Annotated in this window: 9 protein-coding genes; all 9 read right to left on the bottom strand. The window is 41.5% G+C overall.

Annotation, left to right across the window (positions count from 1 at the left end; genetic code table 11):
• Positions 1 to 5: 5 nt before the first annotated feature.
• Positions 6 to 2,381: an ABC transporter permease gene (locus BLS59_RS00450; protein WP_091142400.1), complete on the bottom strand. Its 2,376-nt coding sequence runs from the start codon at positions 2,379 to 2,381 to the stop codon at positions 6 to 8.
• A gap of 144 nt (positions 2,382 to 2,525) precedes the next feature.
• On the bottom strand, positions 2,526 to 4,904 hold the full coding sequence (locus BLS59_RS00445) for an ABC transporter permease (RefSeq protein ID WP_091142397.1): 2,379 nt from the start codon (positions 4,902 to 4,904) through the stop codon (positions 2,526 to 2,528).
• Positions 4,905 to 5,052: 148 nt separating this feature from the next.
• Positions 5,053 to 7,470 (bottom strand): ABC transporter permease, encoded by a 2,418-nt coding sequence (locus tag BLS59_RS00440; protein ID WP_091144946.1) that lies wholly within the window; start codon positions 7,468 to 7,470, stop codon positions 5,053 to 5,055.
• A 306-nt stretch (positions 7,471 to 7,776) separates the two neighbouring features.
• A complete protein-coding gene (locus BLS59_RS00435) occupies positions 7,777 to 10,176 on the bottom strand; it encodes an ABC transporter permease (protein WP_091142394.1) in 2,400 nt (799 codons plus the stop codon).
• A gap of 37 nt (positions 10,177 to 10,213) precedes the next feature.
• On the bottom strand, positions 10,214 to 12,613 hold the full coding sequence (locus BLS59_RS00430) for an ABC transporter permease (RefSeq protein ID WP_091142391.1): 2,400 nt from the start codon (positions 12,611 to 12,613) through the stop codon (positions 10,214 to 10,216).
• 208 nt (positions 12,614 to 12,821) lie between these two features.
• Entirely contained in the window at positions 12,822 to 15,284 is a 2,463-nt protein-coding gene (locus BLS59_RS00425) for an ABC transporter permease (protein WP_091142387.1), read from the bottom strand.
• Positions 15,285 to 15,405: 121 nt separating this feature from the next.
• Positions 15,406 to 17,835, bottom strand: a complete 2,430-nt coding sequence (locus BLS59_RS00420) for an ABC transporter permease (protein ID WP_091142383.1) — start codon at positions 17,833 to 17,835, stop codon at positions 15,406 to 15,408.
• Between the two features lie 338 nt (positions 17,836 to 18,173).
• On the bottom strand, positions 18,174 to 19,205 hold the full coding sequence (locus BLS59_RS00415; RefSeq protein ID WP_091142379.1) for a DUF4097 family beta strand repeat-containing protein: 1,032 nt from the start codon (positions 19,203 to 19,205) through the stop codon (positions 18,174 to 18,176).
• Between the two features lie 203 nt (positions 19,206 to 19,408).
• Positions 19,409 to 21,790 (bottom strand): ABC transporter permease, encoded by a 2,382-nt coding sequence (locus tag BLS59_RS00410; protein WP_091142375.1) that lies wholly within the window; start codon positions 21,788 to 21,790, stop codon positions 19,409 to 19,411.
• Positions 21,791 to 21,904 lie beyond the last annotated feature (114 nt).

Below are 21,904 nucleotides of genomic sequence, written 5' to 3'. Positions count from 1 at the left end.
AATACCTATTCGCTTCGCAGGCTTTTAACCGGATTAGCTACCGCAGCCTTAATAGCCTGAAAGCTGATGGTTATAAGCGTTATGCCGATAGCAGCTATTGCCGATACAATAAATATTCCGGGGCCTATAGTAATGCGGTAGCTGTACTTAAGCAGCCAGTTTTGTAAGAAATACAAAGCTATTGGCGTGGCTACTATACAGCTTACCATTACCAGCAGCACAAAATCTTTGGAAAGCATAAACCATATTTGGCTTACTGATGCACCCAGTACTTTGCGAACGCCTATTTCTTTGGTGCGCTGTTCGGCAACGTAAGCGGCAAGGCCAAATAAGCCAAGGCACGATATAAATATGGCCAGTCCGGCAAAAATGCCCGATAGCTTACCGATAAGCACTTCCTGGCTAAACTTGCGGTTGTATTCGTCATCAACAAATTTGTAGGTATACGGATACGCAGGATTATATTTTGCGAAGATCTGGCCGAGTTTTGTAATAGCATCCTGCGTTTTTACGTTGGGCGAAAGGCGATATATTACCTTATCCTGAGCGTTGGTATTGTAAACAAACGTTGTAGGATCTGCCGGTGCAAATGGCGAGTCCATAAGTGCATCTTTTGCTACACCTATTATGGTTAACTTATTCCCGTTTATGGTGATTTGCTGGTTGAGGGGCTGTTTTAAACGCAAGCGCTTTACCGCAGCCTGGTTCAATACAACATTATTTGTATCGGCATCGGTTTGCATGTTACGGCCTGCAACAATTTTCATCCCAAGGGTATTAAAATAACCGGCGGTGGTTCTTATCATTCCCATTTCAACCGTTTCATTTGCATTTTTCCCCGGCCAGTAATCCAGGTTATTGTGCCAGTAAATGCCCGTAGCGGGGCTTGATGCAGTGGTAATATTTTGCACTAAGCCGCTTTGCAAAAGGTCATTCTTTAGTGCCTGGTAATTGCGGGATATGTCTGTGCTGTTATCGGTCATGAGCAGCCTGTCTATATTGTAACCGGTGGGTCTGTCCTTAGCGTACTGTACCTGCCTGTAAATAACAACGGTGCTTACTATAAGTGCTATAGAACAGCTAAATTGCAGCACTACCAAAACCTTACGGGAAAGCGTTGCCGAACGACCAACCTGAATGGTACCCTTCAACACTTTAACCGGGTTAAAAGCCGACAGGTAAAACGCAGGTTTGCTGCCTGCTATAATTCCAATTGCTAATACGCCACTTAGTATTATAGCCCAAAAAACAGGGTTTTCATAGGGTAAAGCTATGTTCCTATCGGTTAGTTCATTGAAAAACGGTAAACTAACCTGCACAAATAAAATACAGAACAGAAATGCGATAAAGGTGATCAGGATAGATTCTGTTAAAAACTGAAAGATCAAATGCTTACGATATGAACCGATTGCCTTGCGGATACCTACTTCTTTGGCCCGCTTTTCAGATCGTGCTGTAGTGAGGTTAATAAAGTTGATGCAGGCTATAGCCAGTACAAGCAAGCCTATTACGCTAAATATACGCACATATTCAATAAAGCCGCCGCTTGCAACGCCATTAATGTAATTGGTATACAAATGCCAGTCTTGCATGGGCTGCAATACCACATCGGAGTTTTTGGCATTGGAGTTATTTACCTGAACTTTTTCAATGTTCTTGATCTTGGGAGCCACCTGTTCATAACTGATGCCCGGTTTAAGTTTTACAAAGTGTTCATAACCATTGTTACCAAAGCTTGCATCTTTTTTATCCATACGCGTGTAAGGATTTATAGCCTCGAAATAGCTAAATGGCATTATATAACTTAGCTGAATGGTTGAGTTAGCCGGGAGGTCTTTCAGGATACCCGTCACTTTCAAGTTGTTAGTATTATCAAACCGGACCATTTTATTGATCACATCATCGGTACCAAAAAGCGCTTTAGCTGCCGATTGTGTAAGCACTATGGAATACGGATCTTTCAGTACATTGCTCGCGCTCCCCCTTAACAAGGGATATTCAAAGATCTTCAAATAATCTCCGCCAACGCCTTCACCGTTCATGATGAGCTTTTTATCGCCAACCATCAATCCGTGCGAAGAGAGCCAATTTGTTTCGGCCACGTACTCAATTTCCGGGATCTGGTTTTTTAGCGCTATACCCAGTGCTAAGGATGTTGAGGTAAAGTTCAACATCTCGCCATTGCTGTTAAAATTACGCCTCACCTGGTATACCTGTTGGTAGTTAGGCAAAAACCTATCAAACGAATACTCATTGTTTACCCATAAGCCAATAAGCAAAGCAACCGCCATGCCGGCAGCCAGGCCCAGTATATTTATGGCACTGTAAACTTTACCTTTTACAATGTTGCGCCAGGCTATTTTAATGTAGTTCTTTAACATAATGGTTTAAATTCTAAAAGGGTAAATCCCAAATCTAATTTCTAAACTCTAAAAGGGAAATTCTAAATCCTAATTTCCAAACTCTAAAAGGAAAATTCTAAATCCTAATTTCTAAACTCTAAAAAATGACCTAATGACCAAAATCTATTCGCTTCTCAGGCTTTTTACCGGATTGGCCAGTGCAGATATTATGGACCGATAGCCTACCGTTATTGCGGCAATTATAAATGTTGATAATATGGCCATCAGAAAAATACCGGGGCCTATAGTTATGCGATATTTAAAATCCTGTAGGTAATTGTGCATTACCCACCATGCAAGCGGCGCGGCTATTACAAAGGCTATCAGCAATAAACGGGTAAACTCCTTACCAAACAGCCACAAAATATGCTGAATATCGGCACCCAAAACTTTCCGTACGCCAATCTCCTTAGTTTTACGTACTGCCATAAACGATACCAAACCGTACAAACCAAGGCAGCTTATTAATATGGCGATGGCGGCAAATGCTTCAATAAGAGTAAGCATTACATTATCCAGTTGGTAAAACTTGTTTATGCTGTCATCCAAAAACTGGTACGAGTAAAGTTCTTCGGGAAAGGTATCGTTCCATATTTTTTCGACCGACGCCAAAGACGATTTTGCATTGCGCATGTTCATCTTAATAGCCACTGTTGAATAACCACCCCAATAAGGCATAATACAGATAGGCGATATTTCGCTATGGAACGAGTAATTGTAAAAATCCTTAACCACACCAACAATAGGTGCCGTGGTACTTTTACCATTAATCGACAGCATTTTTCCTATAACATCACGCGGTTTCATGTTAAGCTTCTTCACAAAAGTTTCATTAACCACAAACTCTCTTACCGAATCGGCTGGAAAAAAATTACGACCGGCCACCAATTTCAAACCAAAGGTCGACAGGTAGTTTTCATCGGCTGTTTTTGTGTTGATGCCCCAGTGCTCATCTTCGGTACGGTGATTAAAATTAACACCCGTAGTATTATTTGATTGCGAAGCCGGGGCCCTAAAGCAGTAGGATACCTTTTCAACACCAGGTATTGTATTAAAGCGGTTGCGCATGGTAGTCAGCTTGGCCTTATCATTTGATGGTATGGGCAGCAGCACAATGGCGTTTTTATTAAAACCAAGGTCGGCATTTTGAGAGTAATGCAATTGCGATACTACTATAATAGTGCCTATAATTAATATTTGAGAGATAGAAAATTGGGTAACCACCAGTATCCTCCGCAGCGAAAACCCACCCACATGCTTTTGTGACAATTTGCTTTTAAGCGCCATAATGGGCTGAAACCTTGCCAATACCAGGCCGGGATATGAACCCGACAGAAAGATAACCACCAACGCCATCACAAATATAAATATGGATAACCGGGCTATGTCGAACGTCATTTCCGATTGGAAAAGATGGTTTATTGCCGGCAGCGCCAGGTAAGATAAGCCAATAGCCAACAGTACGGCAACAACGGTTATCAAAGCAGTTTCGGCAATAAACTGCCAAAATAGCTGGAACGGAAGGCTGCCCATTACTTTGCGAATGCCTACCTCTTTTGCGCGGTTAAGAGCCTGCGCGGTTGCCAGGTTAACAAAGTTTACACAAGCAGTTATAATGAGGAACAGACCTATGAAAAATAATGCCCATAGATACTTTTTATCTGCATAGCCATCCAGTTCGGGGTTAAAGTGCATATCTGCAAGGGGCTGCAGTTTGAAGAACCACGTTTTAAGATCACGACCGGTATAATGTTTGGAAACTATTACGGCTAAGGCTTTTTCGGCCTGTGCTTTTGAAACATTGGGTTTCAGGATTGTAAAAGCCTCGCTCCCGCTATAAACGCCGCCCCAATTGTCTTCGCGGCGCTTATCAGTGTATTCATCCATGTTACCATATGATAAATAGATCTGCTGCCTGCGATCCGTATTGGCTGGGATATCTTTCAGGATGCCGGTTATGGTAAAATTCACCTTATTATCCAGGCGGATAACTTTGCCCATTGCATTATCATTACCAAAGTATTTATAGGCCATCTTTTGGGTAATAATAGCTTCGCCGGGATGAACCAATACTGTTTTCCTGTCGCCTTTTATCAGCGGGAAATTAAGGATATCAAAGTATTGCGGTTCTGCAAAGGTAACGCCGTCTTCTTCCTGGAATTTCCTAACATCACCACCTTTTGTTATGGTTATTAACGGGTTATGAAAATTGATAGCCCGCGCCGTTTTTTCGGCAAGTGAAAAATCATTCCTGAAGGTTTTGCCCAGGGGCTGGGGAACCCCGTTTGACATGCCTATACCATCATCATGCCACTCCGTGTACAGGCGGTAAACCCTATCCGGATTTTTATGAAAAGTATCAAAGCTAAGGTGATAGGTAATGAGTGTAAAGATCAGGATGCCGCAGGCGATGCCCAACGCTAAACCAACAACACTAATAGTAGCGTAAGCTTTGTTGCGCTTTAAATTACGCCAGGCAATTTTTATATAATTTTTAAGCATAATGGACAGTGTAAATTCTAAACGGGTAAATTCTAAATCCTAAACAGATAAATTCTAAATTCTAAGCTCTAAAACCTAAACTCTAAAAAAATGACCTAATGACCTAATGACCAATGACTTAATGACCAATGACTTAATGACCAAAAGTCTATTCGCTTCTTAAACTTTTAACGGGGTTTACCAGCGCGGCTTTCATGGCTTTGTAGCCAACGGTTAACCAGGCAATAATTATTGATGTAACTATAGCTAATAAAAATACCCACACGCTTAATGAAATACGGTAAGCGAAGTTTTGCAGCCAGCCGCTCATAACGTACCATGCAACGGGCACGGCTATAATAAAGGATGCAGCTATCAATACCATAAACTCTTTGGAGAACAGAAATACGATACTGCTTACCGATGCGCCTAATACCTTGCGGATGCCCACCTCTTTGGTACGCTGTACCGCCATGAATGACACCAGGCCATAAAGCCCTAAGCAGGAAATAAAGATGGCTATTACAGCAAATATTTTGTAAACCAACGCCATCTGATTTTCGCTTTGGTAAAACTTGGCAATGTTTTCATCCAGGAAATATCCGTTGTAAGCATATTCGGGATAAGTATTTTCCCACATTTTTTGAAGCTGACTAACCGTTGCCGACAGGTTTTTTGTTTGAATTTTTATGGCTACTATACCTGAAAAACGCTTGCTTGGGCTTATAACTATAGGTTTTATGGTTTCGCGCAGAGAATTGGTCTTAAAATCTTTAACCACGCCAACAATCGGCTTCCATTGCCCGCCGCCCAGCCGTATGGTTTTGCCTATCGCTTTTTCGGCATCCTGGATTCCTAATTTATGTATAAAGGTTTCATTTACTACGTACTGTTTGGTGGTATCGCTTACGTCGTAACCTTTACCGGCTACAAACTGCAGCCCTAATGTTTTAAAGTAGTCGGCATCGCCAAACTTGAGGTAAGTGTTATAGCCTACATCCTTTGTTGAGCCATTGAAGTTAAAGTTGGTACCCCAGTTATTTTCTGACGATGGTGCATCCGAAGCAAAACTTACCGCCTGAACATTGGAATTTTGCAGCAATTGCTGTTTAAACGACTCTATTTTACGCAAGCTGAGGCTATCCGTATAGCCGGGAATTATCAATACAGCATTTTTATCGAAACCCAAATCGGCTTTATTTACATAATCCATTTGGTTTACCGCTACTATAGTGCCTATAATAAGCAATTGCGAAATGGCAAACTGCGCCACAACCAAAGCCCTGCGTAAAGGAATGCCCCCTATTGAGGCAGCCGTGATTTTATTTTTTAAGGCCATAACCGGTTTAAAGCCCGATACCACCAACGCCGGATAAATACCCGATAACAGTATTACGATAGCAGCTACAGCCCCTAAAAACAGCAGACTTTGCAGGTTAAACAAACCAATGCTATCTGGCACATTGGCAATATTTTTAAGCTGAGGCAAGGCCAGTTTAGCTATACATAACGCCAGTAAGCCCGATATTGAAACCACGATAGCGGTTTCGCCAATTACCTGGAAGATAAGCTGTTTACGGGTGCTGCCTAAAACCTTGCGGATACCAACTTCTTTAGACCGGCCTACAGATTGCGCTGTTGACAGATTGATAAAGTTTATAGAAGCCATTATAATGATAAGTATACCAATGAACGATAACGTGCGCAGCGTTGCCCTGCTGGTACTATGATCGCCAAGTTGATTGCCGAACCTGGTATCGAAGTGAAATTCAGACAATGGCTGCGGCAATAAGTTTGTTTTTGAAATGCCTTTTTTGAAGTGTTTTAAGGAGAAAGCTTTTAACTGGCTGCTGATATTTTCGGGCGTCATGCTTTTGGGGAAAAGCATAAATATTTCGTGGTTACTGCTTGTTGAGCCCCAATCTTCGCTATAGCTGTAGTCCTTGCCGTGTTGTTTCCAGGTTACAAACGATACCATTATTTTAAATGGGAAATCACTGTTTGCAGGTGCATCTTCAACCACGCCGGCAACTTTAAGCGTTATTAGGTTATCCATTTTAAGAATTTTGCCAACGGCCTTTTGCCAATCACCAAAATATTTAATGGCCGAACTTTTGTCTATCACTACCATATCCGGCGCGCTCAACGCAGCGGCGTTGCCGGCTAACCATGTGGAGTTAAAAATGTCAAAAAATTGCGGTTCTATAAAAAGTACACCAAGGCTTTCGGTAAACTTTTTATCGCCGGTATTCCCTCCTGCCGCTTCGGGTACGGTGATCTGGCTGCCATAGCTGCTGTTTAACGCAGCAACCTTAGCCTGCGGAAAATCAATACGTAAGGCCGCCGTTGCAGGTACCGTAACACCTGGATTGTACGTAAGATCTGCCTCGTGTTTTTCTTCGGTTACTATATGATAAATACTGCTGTAGTTTTTTTGATAGGTATTAAAACTCAGCTCGTATTTTATAATTACAAAAATAAGCAGACAAGCCGCTATACCTACAGTTAAACCCGATATGTTAATGAAGGAATAACCCTTGTGCCTTACTATGTTGCGCCAGGCTATTTTTATAAAATTCTTGATCATAAGTGGGGTAATTTTCCTGATATGATTTAAAACACATACCAAAAACATAACCAATTGATAAACAGTCAATTATTTCAAATCAATAATACCAAGTGTTCGTATGTGTAACACCTTGTGTACGTTTATGATACAGTGTTTTTTTGGGAACAAGGACGGAAGGACTTTGGGAGCAAGGACTGCTGGAACAAGGATGAAGGGAATAAAGAGTAAGGATGATAATGAATGTTGCTCTTTCTCCTTATTCTTCAAATCCTTAATCCTTGCTCCTTTTGTCCTTACTCCAAAAAAATCCTTACTCCAAAAGCCCTAATCGTTCCTTAAGCTATTTACAGGATTGGCTATGGCTGCCCTGAGTGCCTGGTAACTTACCGTTATAAAGGCAATAAATATGGCCAGGCCACCCGCCAGTGCAAACATCCACCATTGTACATGAATACGATAGGCAAAACCTTGCAGCCAGCTATTCATCAGCCACCATGCAATTGGCGAAGCAATAAGTATAGCTATCAATACCAATTTTAAAAAATCGGCAGAAAGAGTTTTGGTGATGGATGAGATCCCCGCGCCTAATATTTTACGGATGCCGATCTCTTTGGTACGCTGTTCAATAGTAAATGCCGCCAAACCAAATAAACCCATCGATGCAAGGAAAATGGTAACAATGGTAAAATAGCCAAATATAGAGGCCAGCCTGTCTTCGGCTTTGTATTGGGCGTTAAAGGCATCGTCCATAAAAATGTAGTTGAACGGGGTTTCCTGGTCGTATTTTTTATAGAGGTTTTGAATAGCCGCTATTGTTGAGGGCACATTGGTATGTGGCTGGATACGGGCAAAAAGACAACCGCCGGCTGTACCCCAATCGGCTATTTTATTATCTATAATAAATAAACCCAATGGCTCAATCTCTGATTGTAACGATGAATAAGCAAAATCCTTCATTATACCCACAACCTCAAATTTATCAAAGCCAAAATCAACATAACTACCTACTGCATTTACGGGCGACAGGTTTAATTTAGTTACCGCGGCCTCATTTAAAATAATTTTTTTAGCTACGCCGATGGTAGTTGCAGGTTTATTTTTCCATTGAATATCCAGGGTTTTTACAAGGTCGGCATCGGCGGTTAAAGCCCGTAATGATAGTTGAGGGTCTTTCTTGTTTTTTGGCTCTACACTAAACATTCCGTACCCTTTATACATTGGATAATTAGCGGTACCCACATTGCTTATACCCGATATTGACTGTACATCGTTCTTGAAACTCAAATAATGCTTGCCGAAGTTTTTTCCGATAGGTACCATTACCACATTATCGCGACTTAAACCTGTATCTGTATGCCTGAAATAGTATAGCTGCCTGTCGATAATGATCCCGCAAATGATAAGCGCCACCGAAATAGCAAACTGCAGTACCGTAAATACCTTGCGTACAGCTATCCCCCCGGTTTGTCTGCTGGTTTTTCCTTTTAAAGTAGCAACAGGATTAAATGCCGATAATACAATGGAGGGGTAACTGCCTGCTATTAAAATAGTAAGCGTTAACAAGGCAAGCATAGCCGCAATTATAACCGGATTATATAAAAAGCTGCTGTCAATTTTAAGCTGAAGCACGTTGAGGAACGCATTTTTAAAGAAATAGCAAATACAATAAGCCAGTACAAACGATAACACCGCAAACAATGCCGATTCAACATAAAATTGGGAGGCGATGCTTTTACGGCTCGCGCCGGATACTTTACGCACCCCAATTTCCTTTGACCTTAATGTTGACCGCGCGGTAGACAAACTCATGTAGTTAACCAACGCCAGCAGTAAAATTAAACCGGCAACAAGCGGAAATATTTTCAGGTACTTTATATTAGCCGAATCGCCAAAGTTTAGTTTGAAATGCATATCGGTTAAACCGGTAAGTATAATTTTTTGATCGGCAAATGCCTGGCTTTGTGTTATCAGCAATTGCTTCATTGAACGCGATAAATGAGCGCTATCGGCAGGTTGTTTTAGCAACAGGTATGTTTTAAAGTTACCATTGCCAATGCCTGGCCTGTTCATTTCTGCTTTGCTCTTTGGCATTGCCGCAAGGCTTGATGCCGATGCCAGAAAATCAAAATCAATGGTTGAGTTTGAGGGTGCATTTTCCGCAATACCTGTAACCTGGTAGGTATAAGCTATGCTATCGGTTTTTATTTTGAGGGTTTTGCCAACTGGATTACTATTGCCAAAGTATTTACCGGCTGCAGCCTTTGATAACACTACCGAAAAAGGTTTACTCAACACATCGGCCGCATTACCTGATGATAGTTTAAACGTGAAAAAATTAAAGAAACCGGCATCGGCAAACTGTAACTTACTTTCGCCAAACTTTGTGCCCGGCATATTAACGCTTTCAACTATTGCGTCATTTTGTGGGTGATACATACGCATGTAGGCCTCCACTTTAGCATCGTTCTGCAATATCTGCGGACCGGTAACATAACTTGAACTTGGGCAATTAACCGAGTTGCCGCCAAAGCTTAAGGTTTCGCTTAAAGCATAAATCCTTTTACCGTTTTTATGAAAACTGTCGAAACTTAACTCATGGGCCACATAAAGCATAATAAGCATACACACCGCCAAACCAACAGCCAGGCCGCTAATATTTATAAAACTGTAAAGCTTATGCCTTTGCAGGTATCGCCAGGCTATTTTTATGTAGTTTTTGATCATCGCTATTGGTTTAATGGTTATTATATCTCAGTTGTTACTACTCGTTCCTTAAACTATCTACCGGGTTAGCCATTGCCGACTTAAGGGATTGATAGCCAACGGTTAAAACAGCTATCAGTATGGCCAGCATTCCGGCAAGTGCAAACACCCACCATTGTATATCAATGCGGTAGGCAAAGTTTTGCAGGTATTTGCTCATGGTAAGCCAGGCAATTGGCGTGGCTACCACTATGGCTATCAGCACAAGTTTTAAAAAATCGGCAGATAGTAATGCGGTAATATTTGCTACCGATGCCCCCAATACCTTCCGGATGCCGATCTCTTTGGTGCGTTGTAGCGTGAGCAGGGAAATTAAGCCTAACAAACCCAAACAGCTTATGAATATGGCAATTATGGCGCTCGAAGTAATGAGTTTATTCAACAGATCTTCCTTTTGATAAAAATCGGCTATTTGTTCATCCAGGAAATGATATTCAAACACATTATCCGGAAAAACAGATTGCCACATGTTTTGCACCTGCCCTAACGCCGCGGCGCGGTTTTTCATATCGATCCTCACCCCCATGTATTGGTAGGCCTTGCGATAGGTGCTGATATACTCCGGCTCGATGGCGCTGTACAGCGATTTGGCATTAAAATCTTTTACCACACCTACTATAGTGCCGGGGTTATTGGTAAGGTCGCCGGCTATAAATTGATGACCAAGAATTTGCTGCGGATCTTTGATACCCAGTTTCCGCATTAATTTTTCGTTCACCAGGTATTCTTTAGCGGTATCGCTTTCGGCAAGGTTGCGGCCCGCTATAATTTTAAGCCCGAAGGTTTTAGCATAACCCGCATCGCCCATTACGGTTCGGCCAACAAATTTCTCCCAATCGCGGGTATCAAATTTTATAGAACCACCCTTATCCGCCGTAGATGACGGGGCGCGGTAGCAATAAGATACCGCAGTCACCGCAGGGTTGGCCAGCAACTGATTACGCAGAAAATCTGTTTTACTTTTATCAAAATTGGGCAGCGGCAACATGATTACGCCTGCTTTATCAAAACCCATATCGGTGGTTTTTAAATACCTCACCTGCATGGTAATAATAATAGTGCCTACAATTAGCACCTGCGCTATAATATTTTGTACCACAATTAATCCCTTACGACTAAAGCCTGCAGCTTGCGATGAACCACCAATTTGGTTTTTCAACGCGTTTACCGGTTTAAACCGGCTTAAAATTAATGCCGGATAAAAACCCGCGGCGGCTGTTATCAACAGCATCATGCCACCAATAAACACAAACAGCCCGCCATCGTTAACAATATTGAACGTAAGCGTTGTTTGCAGCCAGGAATTTAAAACCGGTAAAAAAATAAAGATGGACAGCGTAGCCAACAACGCGGCAAACAGTACGATTAAAAAAGTTTCGGAAATAAACTGGAAAAATATAGCCGATGGTGTGCTGCCTAAAACTTTGCGGGTGCCTATTTCCTTAGCGCGCTTAAAACTTTGCGCCGTGGCCATATTTATAAAGTTAACGCAGGCTATTACAATTAACAATAAGCCTACCAACCCCAGGGTAACTAACAGCGATTTTTGAATCACGCCGCTGTACCGCCCGTCAAAATGCACTTCATTTAAGGGTTGTAATTTGTAGTTGATATACTTTGCTATATCCTTACCGGAGGCCCGGGTCATGGTGTTTTCGACAGTTTTGGGTGATAAACCTGCCGGTAATGATAAGAACACCACATTTCGCGAGTCTGAAAAATCCCAATTTTCCTGCCATTGCTTTTGAACATCCGGGTATAAGGTTGCCAGGAAGGTTTGTGATAAAAACATATCGCACTTAAAGTCGGTGTTTTGCACGTTGTCTTTGAGTACGCCAGTAACCTTAAAATTGTATTTATTATCCAGCCTTAGTACCCGGCCAACGGCATCATCTGTACCAAAATATTTTTGGGCGAGTTTATGGGTAATAACAGCGCTGTAAGGGTCGCTAAAGGCGCTGCTTGCGGTGCCGTTTAACCAGGTATAATCAAACATATTAAACCAATGCGCATCGGTAAGGCAAACGTTATCCTTTTCATAAAATATCTTTCGCCCGGTTAAATTACTTTGCCCAATACCTACCGTAAATGATTGCTTGCGAATGAGGATACCCGCATCATTAATTTGCGGCAGATAGTTTTTTATAGATTTCACGATAACCATTGGCGCACCCTGATCGTACAGCATTACGCCATCCTCAAAGTGAAGCTGATTTACAACCCTGTACAGCTTTTTGGCATCGTGGTGATAGCTATCAAAACTCAAGTGGTAGGTAATAAACTGAAACAATATAATACTACAGGCAATACCCAACGACAAGCCGAAAATATTAATAAGCGTATAAAATTTGTGTTTCCACAAGTTACGCCAGGCTATTTTGAAGTAGTTTTTTATCATAACGTTTAGTTTACCCAATGATACCTAAAACCCTTTAAATGAGTAGTTAAAAATTGTTAAAGTCTTTTTTAGGAGCAAGGACTTTTGGACCAAGGATAAAGGACTTTGAGATAAAAGATTAAATATTTATGATGATTTCTACTTCGCCTTTATCTTTGTTCCTTGCTCCAAAAAGTCCTTGTTCCAAAAGTCATTTATCCTTGCTCCTCTATTCGCTTCTTAAACTTTTAACCGGGTTTGCTACGGCTGCTTTTACAGTTTGGAAACTTAGCGTGCATAACGCTGCTAATAACATGCCGGTGCCGCTGAGGGCAAATATCCACCAGCTTATGGTTGTACGGTCGGCAAAGTTTTCCATCCATTTGTTCATGGCGTACCAGGCTATCGGGGTTACTATTACAAAGGCAAGCACAATAAGCAATACCAATTCGGTAGATAACAAGCGTACAATTTGCGCTACCGATGCACCCAGCACTTTACGCACACCAATTTCTTTAGTGCGCAAGTTGGTGGTATACATAGCCAGGCCCAGCAACCCAAGGCAGCTGATAAATATTGATAAACCCGTAGCCCATGTTAACAATGTTGAGGTATGCTGCTCGGCATTATAAAACTTGGCAATGTTTTCGTCATAAAAATTATATTCAAAATCATCATCGGGATACAGCTCCTTCCATGTTTTTTGAATACTGGCGATGGCCTTTTTCCAGTCGTTACCGCCCTGGGTTTGTGGTTTTAGTGCGATGTGGAACGTGCGGTTATTGTATTTATTTTCGGGGATCATTATGACCAGCGGCTTTATAGCATCATGTAATGATTTTTGATAAAAATCGGCAACCACGCCGACAACGGTTATTTTTTTATCGCCATAATCAAGCAAATGTCCTACTGCCGTAGCCGGATTTTTAAAACCAAGCACCTTAGCATAAGTAGCGTTAATCAGATAAGACTTTGATGAATCGGACTTGGTCAGGTACCTGCCGGCAAGTAATTTTATTTGATACAGCTTTGTATAATTTTCGTCGCCGAATTTTTGCTGCACATCGGTCTTTATTTCTTTTTTACCATCCTTGTAACTTATAGTGGTGGAGTTGGTATTGCCCGATGATGGTGACGCGCCGCCAACGCTTATAAGATCAATTTGTGGTATCGAACTTATCTTGTTCATAAAAACCTGTTTCAAATTGGTATTGATACTGTTAAAAGGCGTACCTAACACAATAATAGCATCCTTTTTAAAGCCAAGATCTTTGTGTAAAGCATAATAAATTTGCTTACTTACCAGTATGGTGGCCATTATAAAAAACTGCGCTATAACAAACTGCGTAACGGTTAATGACTTACGCAGCAATGCATTACGTGTTTTACTTGAACCAGTTTGGGCTTGATTTTTTAATACCAGCGCCGGTTTATAGCCCGATAATACAAGGGCCGGGTAAAAGCCGGATAAAAGACTTACTACCACGGTTAACAGCACCAGGAATACCAACAGGCTGATGTGGTGCAGATAATCTATCTTGATGCCATGCGGAACAAAATCGGCAAATAATTTAAGGATCAGCGGTGCCAGGGCTACCGCCACAATTACTGCAAACAAGGTTATCAGGAAAGTTTCGCTTAAAAACTGGATGATAAGTTGCGCACGGGTGCTGCCCATGGTTTTGCGAACCCCAATTTCTTTTGACCGTTGCGATGCCTGCGCCGTAGTAAGGTTCACAAAGTTTATACAGCCCAAAAGCAGCAAAAACAGCGCTATTATTAACAAACCATACATGGTGGTTTTGTTTGCGGTACGGCCATTATCAAAATTTGAATAATGCTGGTTAAAATGCAGATCGTTCAAAGGCTGCAGGTGGAAAGAGCTGGCATTTCCTTTATCCTCGGGCTTTTTAGGATTGTGCCTTTCAAACATTAAATTCAATTGTTTTTCGACATTAGCAGCCGAGGCTTTGCCATTTAGCTTAACAAAAAGTTGCGAAGCCGATGTAGTGCTGCCCCATTGGGTAAGGCCCAACCAATCTTTTAAAGTTGCATTATTAACGCCGGTGCTGTATGATATAAAATCATGAAAAGTAAGATCGCTGCTTTTGGTGAAATTTTGTACTATACCGGTTACTGTAGTTTTAATAGAATCGTAGATCACCGTTTTACCCAGCATCTGGCTATACGGCATCGCCGGGAAATACACCTTAGCCTGGTCTGATGTAAGCACCACCTGGTATGGTTCCTTCAGCGCTGTTTTTGCCGATCCAGCCAGCCATTGGTAATTAAAAATGTCAAAATACCGGCCATCGGCCAGTACAAGGTTACTTTGATTTTTAAACCTTGCAGGCGTACCCGAGTTTTTGGGAATAAATACATTAACACCATCAATGGTATAAAAGGGGGCAACAACCTTTACCCCTGTTACTTCTGATTGTGTAGCGGCGGCCAAGGGGCCGGTTACACCGCTGTTATAGCTTGCTTCGCCCTGGAATGAATATTCGGTTACAATGCGATATACATTCTCGGGTTCTTTATGGAACTTATCAAAATTAAAATCAAAATCGACCATGATATAAATTACCAGAGCGGCGCTGATGCCTATTGATAAGCCAATAACATTAATGAACGTGAACAGCTTGTGCCTCCCGAAATTCCGAAAAGCGATCTTGAAGTAATTTTTCAACATGATGATTAAATTAAATTCTAAAAACTAAACTCTAAATAAGGAAATTCTAAACTCTAATATTCAAATCCTAAGTAGGGAAACTCTAATCCCAATTCCCAATGACGTGCAACTAATGACCAATTTATTCACTCCTTAAGCTTTTAACCGGGTTTGCACTTGCTGCTTTTATAGATTGGAAACTGATGGTTACAAATGCTATAATGAGCGCAATTACGCCTGCCATTAAAAACACCCACCATTGGATGCTTATTCTGAAGGCAAAATCAAGCAACCATTTGTTCATGGAGTACCAGGCAATTGGCAAGGCAATTACTGATGCTATTAATACCAGTTTTAAAAAGTCTTTTGATAGCTCGGTTACTATTTGCGGGATACTTGCGCCCAGCACCTTGCGTACGCCTATTTCTTTAACCCGCTGCGTAATGGTAAACGCCGAGAGGCCAAACAACCCCAGGCAGGCAATAAATATGGCTATGAACGAAAATATGGTGAACAAACTCCCCTGTTGCTGCTCTGTATTGTAAAGCACCTGAAATCTGTCATCCAAAAACACGTATTCGAAAGGCACTTCGGGTTGGTATTTTTTCCAGCTTTGCTCAATGGTGCTAAGAGCCGATTGGAGATTATTGCCGCTAACTTTAACAGATAACCTGTTGTAACTATTATTGGCAAATGACGGCATCCGCATCAATAACGGAATGATCTTTTGGTGTAATGATTCAAAATGGAAATCATTAACCACTCCTACTATCTTTCCGTTAACGCCCCCATAACTTATTGTTTTGCCGATAGCTTTATCAGGTGTATGCCAGCCTAATACTTTTGCAGCTGATGTATTGATCACGTAATTATTGCTGTCGGTACCGTAATCCTTCGAAAAATTACGACCGGCGGCCATTTTCATTCCATAGGTTGTGATAAAACCATAATCGGTATTAACGTATTTTAAAACTGCATCTACAGACTGTACAGTACCGTTTTGTATAACCGAAACACCTTGATTATCCAATAACCTACCCGTTGGAATGCGCGACGAACGTGTCATATCTTTAACTACTCCTGCCCTGGTAAGTTCATTTTTAAAAACCTCAAACTGGGCCGGAGTGAAAGGATTACGCATGGTGAGGATATGATCCTTATTAAAACCCAGCGATTTTTGCTGCATATACTTCAATTGCTGAAAAACAATAGTGGTAGCCACAATTAAAATTATAGATATAGAGAACTGGATAACAACCAACACTTTCCTGAACGAGATACTGCCCGAACCTACTTTCAACAATCCCTTTAGCACCTTGACCGGTTTAAATGACGACATGAAGATAGCCGGATAAATACCACTGATGATACCTATGATAAAAGGCGTTGCTATAATGGCAGCGATAATTTGGGGCTGATTTAAGAGTTGAAAAGACAAGGCCAGGCCCGAAAACTTGTTGACCAATGGTATAACGGCAGCGGTAATTGCCAAAGCCAGTACCAGCGAAAAGGTTGTAATTAATACCGATTCGCTTAAAAACTGCACAATGATCTCTTTTTGCTGTGCGCCGATAACCTTACGGATACCTATCTCTCTTGCCCTTAATGCCGACCGTGCCGTTGATAAATTCATGTAATTTATACAGGCGATAAGCAGGATAAACAGCGCGATAGACGAAAATATTAGTACCCGTTTAATATCACCGTTCTGCTCAATTTCATCATCAAGGTGCGAGTGCAGGTGGATATCAAGAAATTTTTGGAAATATAATTTGCTGTTCCTTGATTCGTGGGAGTTACCTGCCTGCCCCACATCGTGTACGTACTTATCTAAAAAAGCCGGAAACCGCGCAGCAACCTTATCTACATTATATCCTTTGGGAAATAGCAGGTATGTAAAGAAAGCGTTATTACCCCAATTAGTTTCCAGATTTTTTTTACCGTAAACCGCGCTATCTTTTAACGTGTTGAAGGACAGTAACATTTTAGGATGAAGCTGCGAATTGCCAGGAAAAGGCTCATATATACCGGTTACTTTAACATCAAATTGGTTGCTCAGTCTTATAACCTTATTTATCGGGTCCTCGTTACCAAAATACTTGTGTGCCAGTTCCTGTGTCATCATAACAGTAAATGGTTCTGATAGTGCCGACTTAGGATCGCCTTTGGTGGTTTTCACACTAAAAAAATCAAAGAAATTTTCGTCGGCAAAGCAGCCTTCTTTTTCGGTGATCAATTTGTCTTTATACCTAACAGTTAAGTTGCCGCTTGGGTAAATACGGGTAACTTTTTTAATATCCGGAAACTCGTTTTTAAGCAATGGCCCAAAGGGTGGCGCTACCGCTCCCAGGTGCAGGGTTTCCACACCATCCCCGGTATTGAAACTACGGGTAACACGATAAATATCTTCGGCATTGGTATTAAACTTATCATAGTTTAACTCATTGATTACGTAAACCATAATCAACAAACAGCAGGTTAAGCCAACGGTTAAGCCAAATATGTTTATGAAGGATATAAACTTGTGCCTGGTAATGTTACGCAAAGCACTGCGCAGATAGTTTTTTAACATGCCTATGTTTTTAAGTGCTAAATATTGAAATCCTAAATTCTAAAAAGAGAAAATCCTAAAGGGGAAACTCCAAATCCTAAAATTTAAATTCTAAAAAAAGGAAATTATAAATCCTAAAAAGGAAATACCAATCTTTTACTGGCTTTATAGTTTAAAACACATACCAATAATTCAAACCACTGATAAACAACTACTTAATTTATACTACCAATTGCAACTGTTCGCAGGCGTAACACTGGGTGTTCGGTTATGATACAGTTAAAAAACCACTGTAAACGCACAAAGCCCGTCGGTGTTAATGACGGGCTTTGCGCTTTATTCTTATTGGGTTACACCAGTTAGTTGATGCTAAGGTTGATATTGCTGGTTCCTCTTACCGCAATTACAGGTCCGCCGCCGTTTAGCTTACCTTCTACTTTGTCCTTTTCTTTGGTACCACTAAAGTTACCAGAAATATTGGTGCTGATCTTGTCGCTGCGCAAATCGAGGTTAAGACCCTGCTTTCCCGGTAATTTTAAATCAATGTTACCGGCGCTCACATCAATTTTTACATATTTACCAACGCTGTTAAATTGGGCGCGGAAGCTACCTGCGCTGGTTGATGCATCAAGCGCACAAGCTAAGTCGGATAGGTTGATACTGCCGCCAGAGGTACCGGTGATCAGTTCGCCGCCAATGTTTGCACCCTGGATGCTGCCACCGCTGGTTGATGCGTTTATTTTACCTTTCAGGTTTTCTAAATGTAAAGACCCGCCAGATGTTTCCAGTTTAATATTGCCCTGGCAATTTGACGCCTGGATGCTGCCGCCAGATGTTTCCATATTAATATCCTGACCAGAATTGCTGATGTGGATACTACCGCCAGATGTTTCGCCTTTTATAATGCCGGTTACTTTATCTACATGAAGGCTACCGCCGCTGGTTTCAAACTTTTCGTTACCGGCCAAATTATCCAGGCTGATGCTGCCGCCGCTTGTGTTTAGGTCGGTACCTACCTGTTTGGGTACGTACACTTTAAAGGATATGCTCAATGAGTTTTTCCAGTTTGAAAAGTTGTGCTTGTTTTTTGCAGTAGCGTGCACTTCGCCGCCGTTAACGGTAACATCCAGATCGTAGTTTTCTAAACGTTTGGCTATTTCTTCTTTGGATATTTTACCGTTTCCGTTGTTGCCGTTTATATAAACTTCTACGCGCGGAGCTTGTCCATCCGCACCGCTGACGCTGATGCTGCCGCCTGATGTATTTACAAATACCTGCTTTATAGTTGAGCCCGAAAGCGACTTTGTGGAATACGGGGCCTGGTTGCTATCCTGCGCAAAAGCCGAGTAGCTTTGGCAGGCAACAAATAATAACAGTAAGTAATTTTTCATGATTTGTTTGTTTAGTAGCTATAAGACTGCCCCGGCAGCAATTAAGTTGCATCAAATTGAAAATAAAGTTAAACCCTAAAGGGGGAGATTCTAAATACTAAAGAGGGAAAAACTCTAAATCTTAATTATTAAATTCTAAACTCAATTTTTTTACACCGTAAATGAAAATGACCTAATGACCAATGACCTAATGACTAATTGATTTATTCGCTTTTCAAACTTTTTACGGGATTGGTTAAAGCGGCTTTAATGGCTTGTATACTCACAGTTATGGCTGCTACCAGTAGCGATGCTGCCCCGGTTACTATAAATACCCATACCTGTATATTTATGCGGTAGGCAAAATCTTCCAGCCATTTGTGCGCAACATACCATGCAATTGGCGATGCAACAACCGTAGCTACTATAACCAGCTTCAGGAAATCTTTGGATATCAACACCACAATATTTTTAACGTTTGCGCCAAGTACCTTACGGATGCCAATCTCCTTGGTACGCTGTACCACTGCAAAGGCGGTGATGGCAAACAAACCCATACAAGCTAAAATTATAGCCAGTACCGAAAACGTGGTAAAAATACCCGCGGTACGCTGCTCGCTTAGGTACAGGGCATTATAATCATCGTCAAGGAAACCATAATCATACGGGCGGTGCGTAACACGGCTTTTCCAAACCTTGCCAATATCGGCTATGGTTCCGGATACGTTGTCGCCCTTTATTTTCACAAAAACCTCATACAGCATATCCTTATTAAGAAATAACACCAGCGGACTGATAGGGTCGTGAAACGTTTTAAAATTAAAATCTTTTACAACTCCTTTTATAACCCCGGTTTCCCCTTTTGATATGGTTTTCCCGATAGCCTGTTCTGGTGTCCAACCCAAGGCCCTTACTGCCGATTCATTGAGGATGAAGGAGTAATGAAAGTTTTTATTGTGATTGGTGGTGTCAATCTGCAGTACATCGGCATGGGTATAATCACTGCCGGCAATAAGTTTTAGCTGCATGGTTTTAACAAAATCTTCATCAACAGGGATGGCGTTTACGGCAACATCCTTACCATCGTTGGTACTAACCCCATCGCTCCAGCCCACATTAATGGGTTCGTCATACGCGGCAGAAACCTGCTGCACGCCGGGCACCGCACCTATTGCTTTTTTAAGTTCATCCAAATGCGGGATTATTTTACCGTCGATAGGTAAAACCACCATATTGCTTTTGTTATAACCCAGGTCCTTATTGCGAATGAACGACAACTGCTGCAAGATCACAATGGTTGATATGATAAGGAATATAGAGATCACAAACTGAAAAACAATGAGTGATTTACGTACACTATTGCCCGAAGTAAAGGAGAAACCCGACCGCAGGATCTTGATAAGTTTAGCACTTGATAACACTAAAGCCGGATAGGCCCCTGCTGCAAAACCGATGAACAGGCTTAACGCAACAAGGCCTGCAAGAATTACAGGATCAAGCAGCACGCTTGCTTCCAACTGCTTGCCCGATAACTGATTAAACAATGGCAATACGAAGGCCGCAAGCGCCAATGCAAAAACAGCCGCTATTGCCGCCGTAACTACCGATTCGGCTATGAATTGCCAAAATAATTCGCCATTACCGGCACCCATTACTTTACGTACGCCTATTTCGGCACCCCGACCGGATGATTGCGCTATGGCAAGGTTTACGTAATTAACGCAGCCTATTATCAATATTAACGAACCAATGGCCAGCAGGATATAAATATAAGTGATGCTGCCCACGGGTTCAAACCCACCCGATACCGATGAATTAAGGTGAATATCAGTTAATGGCTGAAGTTTAAAGGTAAGATAATCGCCGCCGGTCATCTTCAACTCGTTTTTGCTTACAGTAGTCATGTAACCCGATACCTGTTGTTGCATAGATGCCAGCGTGGCTTTATCATTTAACAGCAGGTAAGTCATGTTATTTGCCGTCCACCACTGCTCGGGTCCGTTCGTATCCATGTAATGGCTAAAGGGCGCTACAAAATCAAACTGCATTTGCGAGTTTGAGGGTATATCACCGGCAATTGCTGATACCGTATAATTCAAAGAGCCTACTTTTAAAACCTTGCCTATTGCATCATCATTTCCAAAGTATTTTTTGGCCGCTTTTTGAGTAATAACTATTTTCTCGGGTGCATTTAAGGCCGAGTTAACATCGCCCTTAATCAGGTTGAAGGAGAATACCTTAAAAAAATTCTGATCGGCGTACAAAACGCCCTTTTCGGTAAATATTACGCCGTTGCTGGCAATAACACTGCTCGATTTTATGGTACGTACGTAATCTTTTACGCCGGGTAAGATCCGCTTGAGCTGCGGGCCACCCTTTGTGCCACTAATGGCTGTGTTATGCAATTTACCGCCGCGACTGTATTCCATATTCGCACGCACTATCCTATCCTTGTTAATATGAAAATTATCGTAACTGGTTTCGTGCTTTATATAAATACCAATGAGCAAGCAGCTGGCAATACCAACCGTTAAGCCAAGTATGTTTACAAAAGCATAAAGCTTATTCTTTTTTAAGTTGCGCCAGGCTAATTTGATATTCATCATATTGGTAAAATTCTAAATGCTAAAAATTAAACTCTAAATTCTAAAAGGGGGAAACTCTAATGCTAAAAACTAAACTCTAAATTCTAATATCTAAATTCTAAAAAAACAATGACT

Origin of the sequence: Mucilaginibacter pineti (genome assembly GCF_900101875.1) — a bacterium.
GTDB lineage: Bacteria > Bacteroidota > Bacteroidia > Sphingobacteriales > Sphingobacteriaceae > Mucilaginibacter > Mucilaginibacter pineti.
This window is presented reverse-complemented; position numbering and strand designations above follow the sequence as displayed.